This window comes from Polaromonas sp. P1_H6, assembly GCF_056405195.1.
The window spans coordinates 71,024-80,524 of the sequence record NZ_JBFUCN010000020.1 but is presented as its reverse complement, the minus strand read 5'-3'; the positions used below and the strand labels follow the sequence as shown (position 1 = coordinate 80,524).

The window sequence follows — 9,501 nt, the reverse complement described above, 5'->3', positions numbered from 1 at the left end:
CATGCCCATTACCGTGCCTCGCTCTTCGGCACTCAATTGTCGATATGTTCTTGTCATGCAACTCCTCTTGGATTGGAAGTGTTGCACTTGGTCCTTGAATCCGCCGTGACTTTCTTTTGGCGAAGCAAAAGAAAGTTACTTGCTGCCGGCAACCCCGGCCAGCAGAACCAAACAGAGAAAACCCCACATCGCAAGCCCACCGAAGTAAACTAAAACCCAACCCCAAGAACCATGACAACCCCCCCTTACGACCCGCAATGGTTGCGCGAGCTCCGCGCAGGTGCAACCGTACCCCCGCTGCGCCCACGCGTCCCGTTGTGGGCCGGCGAATCCATGATCGGCTCAGTAGAGCCTGGTTTCTTCCACAAGCTGACCCTCCACACCATGACCGACGGAGACCACCCGTTGCTCAAGGAAGAGCGTCCCGGAACCCTGGGCTGGCGCGTGATGGGGGACGTCACGACCAGCCTGAACAAGATCGCGGTCGCGCTGCATGAGGCGGGCCTGGCCGGCGCCTGGCGTGACGAGCAGCTCGCGGTGCCAGACCAGTTCGGCCATCGCAAGGGCACGGTGGAGCGCGCGGCGGTGCGGCCGCTGGGCATCACCACGCTGGCGGTGCACCTGGTGGGGCAGTCGCCGGACGGGCGCTTCTGGGTGCAGCAGCGGGCTTTCAATAAATCCAACGACCCGGGCCTGTGGGACACGCTGATGGGCGGCATGGTGTCGGCGGTCGACACGGTGGAAACCGCGCTGGTGCGCGAGACCTGGGAAGAAGCCGGCCTGCACACGGCCCAACTGCAGGCCATGCGCTACGGCGGGCGCCTGGCGACGCGGCGGCCGGCCACGGACGGTAACGGCGCGGGTTATGTGGTGGAGGACATCGACTGGTATGTCTGCACCGTGCCCGAGGGCATGGCGCCGGACAACCAGGACGGCGAGGTCGAGCAGTTCCGCCTGATGGAGGCCGGAGACTTGCTCGAGGCCCTGCAGCGCGGCGAGTTCACGACCGAAGCGGCGCTGATTCTTTCAGACGCCATGGGCCTCACGGCCTGAACCTCAGAACTGGTCCTCTCAGACCTGGTCTGTGAGGGCGGAAGCACGCAGCCGGTTGGGCGCAAGCGCGCCGGCCGAGTCGAGGATCGGGTAGGCGATCGAGCAGATGTGCGAGTTGATGCGCTTGAGTTCGCTGATCAGGTCGATGTGCAGCGAACTGGTTTCCAGGCTTTGCACTGTGTTGGCCGACAGCCGGCCCAGGTGGGTGGTGGCGTAGGCGCGCTCCAGGTCGCGGAAACGGGCTTTTTCCTCGAGCAGTTTTTGCGCGTCGCGCACCGTGCCGTTGAGGAACACGCTCATGCCCAGGCGCAGGTTGTCTACCAGGCGCTCGTGCAGCTCGACGATCTCGGCCATGCCGGCTTCCGAGAAACTGCGGCCCGGCTTGATCTTCTTGTCTTCGATGTCGATCAGCACGCGCTCGATGATGTCGCCGATCTGCTCCATGTTGATGGTGAAGCTGATGATGTCGGTCCAGCGGCGGCTTTCTTCCTCGGCCAGCGCCTCGCGCGAGATCTTGGTCAGGTAGTACTTGATCGATGAATACAGCTCGTCGACGGCGTCGTCCATCTTGCGCAGGTCTTCGGCCAGCTTGAGGTCGTTGTTGCGTATGACCTGCAGCACGCCCAGCAGCATGCTTTCCACCACGTCGGCCTGGTGCAGCGCCTCGCGCGCGGCGCAGGAGATCGCCAGCGAGGGCGTGGCCAGGGCCGAAGGGTCCAGGTGTTGGGGCCGGCCGCCGGCCTTGTTCTTTTCGGGTTTGGGCAGCAGTTTTTCAACCCAGCGCGCGATCACCTGCGTCCAGCCTATGAAGACCGCGCCCACCAGCATGTTGAAGGCCAGGTGGAACAACACGACCACGGTGGCCGCCTCACCCAGGTAGGGCCGCACATGGCGCAGCCACAGGCCGATCAGGGGCGCGGCGATCACGATGCCCAGCAGCTTGAACAGCAGGTTGCCCAGGGGCACCTGCCGCACTTCCACGGGTGAGCGCAGTGTGGTCAGCACGGCCAGCAGGCCGCTGCCGAGGTTGGCGCCCAGCACCAGGCCCAGCGCGACGTCGATGGGGATCACGCCCGAGGCGGCCAGCGTGGCCGTGAGCAGCACGATGGCCAGGCTGGAATACGACACCACGGCCAGGAAGGCGCCGGCGGTGATCTCTAGCAGCAGGTCGCTGCTCAGCGAGGCCAGCAGGGCCTTGACGGCCGGCGCCTGCGTGAGGACTTCGGTGGAGGCCGTGACGAGGCGCAGCGCCAGCAGCATCAGGCCCAGGCCTATCAGCACGCGGCCCACGCGGCCGACGTTGGTGTCCTGGCGCGAGATGAACAGCACCACGCCGACAAAGATGAAGAGCGGCGACAGCCAGGACAGGTCGAAGGAGAACACCACGGCCATCAGGCTGGTGCCCACGTCCGCGCCCAGCATGACGGCCAGCGCCAGCGGCAGGGTGACCAGGCCCTGGCCGACGAAGGAGGAGACGATCAGCGAGGTGGCGGTGCTGGACTGCACCAGCGCCGTGACGCCTATGCCCGAGACCGCGGCGGCAAGCCGGTTGCTGATGCTGACGGCCAGCACCTGGCGCAGGTTGGCGCCGAAGACGCGCAGGATGCCGGTGCGTACCAGGTGGGTTCCCCAGACCAGCAGCGCGATGGCCGCCAGGAGATTCAACAAATGCTTCATGCGGTGATTGTCCGTTCTACAGGGCCCGGGCGATGTGCCGCAGGTGTCAGGGGAGGCAGGGGCGTCAACAGGCTTTCGAGGCCGGTCATCAGGTGGTAAAGCGAGGAGGCCGGCGAGGGCGCGAGGTCGAAGCCGCCGTCTTCCCGCTGCCATTCATGCCAGAGGCCGGGCACGCCGGTGGCGAGGAAACGCATCAAGCCGGAATAACTGCCGGCCGCGGCGGCCTGCAAAGCCCCGGCCCCGGCCGTGTTGGTCATGCCTTGCGTGGCGAACAGCAGCGAGGTTCGCAGCCTTTCGGTCTGCGCCCACAGCCGCGCCCGGCGGTCCGTGGCGTCGCCGGCTTCGTTGACGGCAAACAGCGCGACCTGCCGGGTGGCATCGATGCCGAAAGCGCGGCCGAAGTTTTCGAGTGCGATGGCTTCGTGGCGTGCTTCAATGCCCAGCAAAGCTTCGGCCTGTAGCAGCAGGTAAGCCCATTCGAACTGGTGGCCGGGCTCGTACATGCGCTCACGGGGCTCGCCCAGCGGGGCCCAGCCGGCCGTGAAGAGTTCACCGACCGCGCCGTTGGCGGGGTTGATCAATCGTGTGGTGGCCAACTGGCACAGCGTCAGGGCCGCCGCGCGGAACCCGCCCTCAACCCCCAGGGTCACCCAGGCCAGCAGGGCTTCGAGCAGGTGCATGAGCGGGTTGGATTTGAGGATGGGCTGATGCGGCAAGCCGTCGTAATAGCCGCCGCCCTCATGCGCCAGCGCGGCTTCAATCTGCCGCAGCAGGGCTTGCGCGGTGTCCAGCAATTCCGGCGGCCGGCCTTCGGCTTCATAGGCATGCGCCAGCGCGAACAGCACAAAAGCCTGGTCGTAGAGGTCCACGCTTTCGTCGGTGGTGTCCAGCGTGCTGCGGAACAGGCCGTCGGGCCGGGGATAACGCGACAGCATGAAAGACAGGCCGTGCCGCATGGCCGCCTGCCAGGGGCCGGTCCAGCCGAGGGCGCCGGCGCGGGCATAGACATAGGTCTGCCGCGCCTGCACCCGCACGCGCACCGGCTTGCCGATGGGCCGGCCGTCCTGGCCCAGCTTTTCATGGAAGCCGCCTCCCTCGTGGTCCGCGCCGCGCTCCCACCACAGGGGCAGGGCAGACTCAAACAGCCAGTGTTTTGCGTGTCGGCGTGTGTCGGCAAGAAAAGAAGGGAAGGACTCTGGGGGCATCAAGCGTGGCGGAATAAAAAAGCGAGTTCTACGGTCAGGTGCTGGTCGTCGGGCTGCTGCAGCGCGGCCTCCAGCAGCGGCAGGCGCGCGGTGACGAGCTGCCCGGCTAGGCGCAGGCGCTCGCCGACGTCGGGGGTGGGATTGTCGCCGCTTTTCGCGAGGCCGACGGCGACCACGACCGTGAGCAGTTCGGGCAGAGCCGTGGATGCTTCGGGCTGCTGCGCCGGCTGGCCGGCCCAGGGCGGCAAGCTGGCGTCGCGCACCGGACGCGCCGCGGCGAGTGCCCGCAGCACGGCAGCGCACAGCGCGGCGTGGTCGCGCGGCGAGGCTTTGGCCTCCTGCGCGCGGGCGATCAGGCCGGCATGCTGCTCCAGCACCTGCCAGAAAGCCTCGTCAATCGCCTGCTGGCGCGCGATCAGCGCGCTGCCGGCCTTGCCGGCCAGGGCGTGGCGCAACAGCCAGTAAAAGGCATTGGTGAAATGCTGCGACGGATTTTTCGGGTCGCTTTGCTGCAGGAAGTAGTCGGCCATCGGCTGCAGTTCAAAGTGCAGGGTGCGGTAGGCGGCGTCCGGCAACACCGCGACGGCCGCGGCTTGCTGCGCGACCTGCAGCGTGGAGAAGGTGGCCTGGGCCGTCGAGTCGATCAGGTGGTGCAGCTTGTGCAGCGTGCCGGCCTCGTTGCGCGGCTCGGCCTGCTTGACCAGGCTGCTGCCGACATCCTGCAGCAGCCAGTGCGCACCGCGCTGCAGGTTGAAGCCGAAGGTGCGCAGTTCGTCCTTGAGCGCCAGCTGCACGGCGGTGCGCGTCGGCTGGACGCTGCGGGCCGGGCGGGCGGTGGGCAATATGTTGTGTGTCATGAAAATCCCATCAATGGTTTACGTTAGCATGACAGCCGGACGGAGAGGGCCTGAAGCCTGATTTTGCACCCCAAACCGGCCTAAATTGACCAAATTGGCCAAATCGGTCACTTCCCCAGAATCAGGAGCCGCCTTGCCCAAACCCGCGAAAAACCCAGCCGAAGGCAAAGCCGCCGCGCAGCCGCAAACCGCCGCGGCCGAAGCGGACGCGCCGCTCGCGGGCGCGGGGCCCAGCCAGCGCAACAAGCGCATGCGCCTGCGCGTGGCCTGGATGTATTTTGTCGAGGAGATGACGCAAAACGAAATCGCGCAGCGCCTGGGCATAGGCCGGGTCACCGTGGTGCGGCTGCTGTCCGACCTGCGCGAGCGCAACGAGATCAAGTTCAGCATCGAAACCGGCGTGCCCGAATGCATCGCGCTGGAGCGCGAGCTCGAAAAACTCTTCGGCCTGGGCGAGGCGGTGGTGGCGCCGGTGTCGGATGCCGACGTCGATGCTACCGTTCCCATCGCCGCGGCTACCGGCCAGTACATGGCCGGCTTGCTGCGCCCCGGCATGCGCATAGGCCTGGGCTGGGGGCGCACGCTGCATGAATCGCTGCGTTTCATGAGCGAGGCGCCGGTTGCCGACCTCGGCGTGATCTCACTGCTGGGCGGCATCACCAAGGTCAGGCGCTTCAACCCTTCCGAGTTCGCCTGGCGGTTTTCCAGCCTGTTCCAGGCCGAGTGTTACCTGATGACGGCGCCCGCCGTCGTCGATTCGCCGCAGACGCGGCAGACGCTCATCGACCATTGCGGCCTGGGCGAGGTCTTCGACAACGCCAAATTGCTGGACGCCGTGCTGGTGAGCGTCGGCGACGTGTCGCCCGAAGGCACGGCCTACCGCTACGGCGTGATGCCCGAAGAGCTGCGCCGCCGCGTCGTGAAAATGGGTGCGGTTGGCGATCTGCTGTTCCACTATTACGACCGCAAGGGCGAACTCATCAATGACCCTGTCCAGGGCCGCGTGATGTCGGTGCCCGTCGAGACGCTCAAGGCCGTGCCGCAGCGCATCCTGGCCTCGGGCAGCGTCGGCAAGGCCGAGGCCCTGCTGGGCGCCCTGCGCCTGATCAAGCCCACCACCCTGATCACCGATGAACACGCCGCGCGCGCGCTGATCAAGCTTGCCGGCCAGGCCGGCTGAAGCGCCGGCCCAAGCCTTTCCCACCTCTCGGGGATTACCCCTAAATCGCGGCTGATTCGACATCGGCCGGTGGTTTCTGCTTGCGCTCATGATGTACATAAGTATAAGATTAAGATCAAATGTACACAAGCGCGGAGTTTGAGCCGGCGCCGTACCGGTCTTTCAAATCGACGAAATGGGGTGTTGGATGAATGGTTTTACGCCCAGCGGCCTGGCCGCTGACCTGCTCAGGCTCGAGGCTTCGGGCAAACCGGTGCGCATAGGCCTGATCGGCTCGGGAATGATGGGCACCGACATCGTGACCCAGGTGCTGCAGATGCGCGGCATCGTCGTCGCGGCGATTGCCGACATCAACGTGCCGGCCGCCGTCGCCGCGCTGGCCTCGGCCGGCCACAACGCCGACGCGCACCGCGTCGTCAACACGGCCAGCGCGCTGGAGCAGGCGATACGGGATCGCCGCATCGCCATCACGCAGGACGCGCAGCTGGTCTGCGCCTGCGGCCTGATCGACGTGGTCGTCGACGCCACCGGCAAACCCGCCGTCGGCGCGCAGATCGGCCTGACCGCCATGGAGCACGGCAAACACCTGGTGATGATGAACGTCGAGGCCGACGTCACCATAGGCGCCTACCTCAAGCACGAGGCCGACCGCCTGGGCGTGATCTATTCGCTGGGCGCGGGCGACGAGCCCAGCGCGGCCATCGAGTTGATCAACTTCGTCTCGGCGCTGGGCTACCCGGTGATCGCCGCCGGCAAGGGCAAGAACAACCCGCTCAACGTCGACGCGACGCCTGACGACTACACCGAGGAAGCCCTGGGCAAGGGGCTGAACCCGCGCATGCTGGTCGAGTTCGTCGACGGCTCCAAGACCGCCGTCGAGATGTCGGCGATCGCCAACGCGACCGGCCTGGTGCCCGACATCGCCGGCATGCACGGCCCCAATGCCTCGCTGGAAGACCTGCACAAGGTGCTGTGCCCGGTCGCCGACGGCGGCATCCTCACGCGCAAGGGCGTGGTCGACTACACCGTCGGCAAGGGCGTGGCGCCCGGTGTGTTTGTGGTCGCCGAGATGGCGCACCCGCGGCTGCGCGAGCGCATGGACTACCTCAAGCTGGGCACCGGCCCTTACTACACCTTCTACCGCCCTTACCACCTGTGCAGCCTGGAAGTGCCGCTGACCTGCGCGCGCGCCGTGCTCTATGGCCGCGCCGACATGGCGCCGCTGCCCAGGCCCACGGCCGAAGTCTGCGCGCTGGCCAAGTGCGACCTGAAACCCGGCGACCGGCTGGACGCGATCGGCGAATACACCTACCGCGCCTGGGCCATGGCGGCCGGTGACGCGCGCGCGAAGAACGCCGTGCCCTGCGGCCTGATCGAGCGCGGCACGGTGACGGCGCACATCCACAAGGGCGAGCTGCTGACCTACGCGAATGTCGCGGTCGACCCGGGCTCGCGCATCGTCGAGCTGCGCCGGCGCCAGGACGAGCTGGTCTACGGCGTGCTGGAGCACGCATGAACGCCGTGCTCAAACCCACCGCCCCCCAGGCCTACACCCGCCTGGGCAAGGCGGCCCTGCACAAGGCCTTGCGCCAGATGGTGCTGATTCGCCGCTTTGAGGAAGGCGCCGAACAGGCCTATATGCGCGGCCTGGTGCACGGCACCATGCACTTGTCGATAGGGCAAGAGGCCAGCGCCGTCGGCGTCGGCATCAACCTGGGCGCGGCGGACTGCATCACCTCCACGCACCGCGGCCACGGCCACTGCATTGCCAAAGGCGCGGAGCCCAAATACATGTTCGCCGAATTTTTCGGCAAGGACACCGGCTACTGCCGCGGCCGCGGCGGCTCCATGCACATCGCCGACGTGGCGGGCGGCAACCTGGGCGCCAATGGCATCGTGGGCGGCGGCATCCCGATCGCTGTCGGCGCCGCGCTGGCGCTCAAGCAGATGAAAAAGCCCAACGTGGTGGTCTGCTTCTTCGGCGACGGCGCCAACAACGAAGGCGCTTTTCACGAAGGCCTGAACATGGCGGCGATCTGGAAGCTGCCCGTGGTCTTTGTCTGCGAGAACAACAAGTACGGCATGTCGACCTCGACCGAGCGTTCCACCGCCGTGAAAAAAATCGCCACGCGCGCGCTGGCCTACGACATGCCCGGGCTCACGATCGACGGCAACAGCTTTGCCGACGTCGCCGAAGCGGCGCACGCGGCGATTGAACGCGCACGCGCCGGCGGCGGCCCGGCCCTGATCGAATGCCTGACCTACCGGCACCGCGGCCATTCCAAAAGCGACCGCAACCGCTACCGCACCAAGGAAGAAATCGAGTCCTGGGTCGAACGCGACCCCATCGTGCTGTTCGAGCAGGACTTGCTGAAGCACGGAATGATTGAACAGGATGAAGTGGATGCGCTGGTGAAAAGCGTGGAACAGGAAATCGAAGACGCGGTGACGTTCGCCAAGGACAGCCCGGCGCCCGACATCGCCAGCCTGACGGATTTTGTCTATGCCGCACCCGTGGCGGAGACCGTCCATGGCTGAAGCGTTGCGTGAACTGACTTATTCGCAGGCTATCCAGGAAGCGCTGGGCATCGCGATGGAGCGCGACGAGCGCGTCTTCCTGATGGGCGAGGACATCGGCGTCTACGGCGGCGCCTTTCAGGTCACCGGCGATTTGGTGCAGCGCTTCGGCGAGGAGCGCGTGATGGACACGCCGATCTCCGAACTCGGCGGCGCGGGCGTCGCGGTGGGCGCGGCCCTGATGGGGCGCCGGCCGGTCTATGAATTCCAGTTTTCCGACTTCGCCTCGCTGGCGATGGAGCAGATAGTCAACCAGGCCGCCAAGATGCGTTTCATGCTGGGCGGCAAGGCTTCGGTGCCGCTGGTCATGCGTTTCCCCAGTGGTTCAGGCACCGGCGCCGCGGCCCAGCACAGCCAGAGCCTGGAAGCCTGGTTTGCCCACGTGCCCGGCCTCAAGGTGGTGCAGCCCTCGACGCCGCACGACGCCAAGGGCATGCTGCTGGCCGCCATCGAAGACCCGGACCCGGTGATGTTCTTCGAGCACAAGCTGCTCTACAAGATGAAGGGCCCTGTCCCCGAAGGCTATTACACCGAGCCCTTGCACGAGGCTCGCGTGCGCCGCGAAGGCACCGACGTCACCATCGCCGCGACCGCCATCATGGTGCACCGCGCACTGGAGGCCGCCGAGCTGCTCGCGGCCCAGGGCATTTCGGCCGAGGTGGTGGATTTGCGTTCGCTGCGGCCGCTGGATCATTCCACCCTGATCAGGAGCGTGAGCAAGACCACGCGCCTGGTCTGTGTCTACGAAGGCACCAAGCAGCTGGGAATAGGCGCCGAGGTCAGCGCGATGATCGCCGAGAGCGCGGCCTTCGACCGGCTGGACGCGCCCATCATCCGGCTGGGTGGCGCCGACTGCCCCTTGCCCTACAACCCCGAACTCGAAAAAGCCGCGGTGCCCCAGGTGCCCGACATTGTCGCGGCGGTAAAACGTTCATTGTTGGTGAGGGCCTGA

General features: G+C 66.5%; 9 protein-coding genes. 6 read left to right on the top strand and 3 right to left on the bottom strand.

Going from position 1 to position 9,501, the window contains the following annotated elements; all coding sequences use genetic code 11:
- Positions 1-213 (top strand): hypothetical protein (locus tag AC1D1F_RS17860; RefSeq protein WP_477677751.1); only part of this gene is annotated, 213 nt, incomplete at its 5' end.
- A gap of 18 nt (positions 214-231) precedes the next feature.
- Positions 232-1,053, top strand: coding sequence for an NUDIX hydrolase (locus AC1D1F_RS17855; RefSeq protein WP_477677752.1), 822 nt, complete (start codon positions 232-234; stop codon positions 1,051-1,053).
- 18 nt (positions 1,054-1,071) lie between these two features.
- Here the strand turns inward: AC1D1F_RS17855 and AC1D1F_RS17850 are convergent, their stop codons facing one another.
- From AC1D1F_RS17850 to AC1D1F_RS17840, 3 genes are read right to left on the bottom strand one after another with little or no spacing between them, the layout of a single operon-like run.
- Positions 1,072-2,730 (bottom strand): Na/Pi cotransporter family protein, encoded by a 1,659-nt coding sequence (locus AC1D1F_RS17850; protein ID WP_477677753.1) that lies wholly within the window; start codon positions 2,728-2,730, stop codon positions 1,072-1,074.
- Positions 2,727-3,935, bottom strand: a complete 1,209-nt coding sequence (locus AC1D1F_RS17845) for an AGE family epimerase/isomerase (RefSeq protein ID WP_477696515.1) — start codon at positions 3,933-3,935, stop codon at positions 2,727-2,729. The genes AC1D1F_RS17850 and AC1D1F_RS17845 overlap by 4 nt, the downstream gene beginning before the upstream one ends.
- A complete protein-coding gene (locus AC1D1F_RS17840) occupies positions 3,935-4,792 on the bottom strand; it encodes a hypothetical protein (protein WP_477677755.1) in 858 nt (285 codons plus the stop codon). The genes AC1D1F_RS17845 and AC1D1F_RS17840 overlap by 1 nt, the downstream gene beginning before the upstream one ends.
- A 133-nt stretch (positions 4,793-4,925) precedes the next feature.
- Between AC1D1F_RS17840 and AC1D1F_RS17835 the strand changes: the two genes are divergently transcribed.
- The 4 genes from AC1D1F_RS17835 (at position 4,926) to AC1D1F_RS17820 (ending at position 9,501) form a co-directional block, all read left to right on the top strand.
- Positions 4,926-5,972 carry a sugar-binding transcriptional regulator gene (locus tag AC1D1F_RS17835; protein WP_477677756.1) on the top strand — a complete coding sequence of 349 codons (1,047 nt, stop codon included), beginning with the start codon at positions 4,926-4,928 and terminating at the stop codon, positions 5,970-5,972.
- Between the two features lie 187 nt (positions 5,973-6,159).
- Positions 6,160-7,488 (top strand): NAD(P)H-dependent oxidoreductase, encoded by a 1,329-nt coding sequence (locus AC1D1F_RS17830; protein WP_477677757.1) that lies wholly within the window; start codon positions 6,160-6,162, stop codon positions 7,486-7,488.
- Positions 7,485-8,510: a thiamine pyrophosphate-dependent dehydrogenase E1 component subunit alpha gene (locus tag AC1D1F_RS17825; protein WP_477677758.1), complete on the top strand. Its 1,026-nt coding sequence runs from the start codon at positions 7,485-7,487 to the stop codon at positions 8,508-8,510. The genes AC1D1F_RS17830 and AC1D1F_RS17825 overlap by 4 nt, the downstream gene beginning before the upstream one ends.
- Entirely contained in the window at positions 8,503-9,501 is a 999-nt protein-coding gene (locus tag AC1D1F_RS17820; RefSeq protein WP_477677759.1) for an alpha-ketoacid dehydrogenase subunit beta, read from the top strand. The genes AC1D1F_RS17825 and AC1D1F_RS17820 overlap by 8 nt, the downstream gene beginning before the upstream one ends.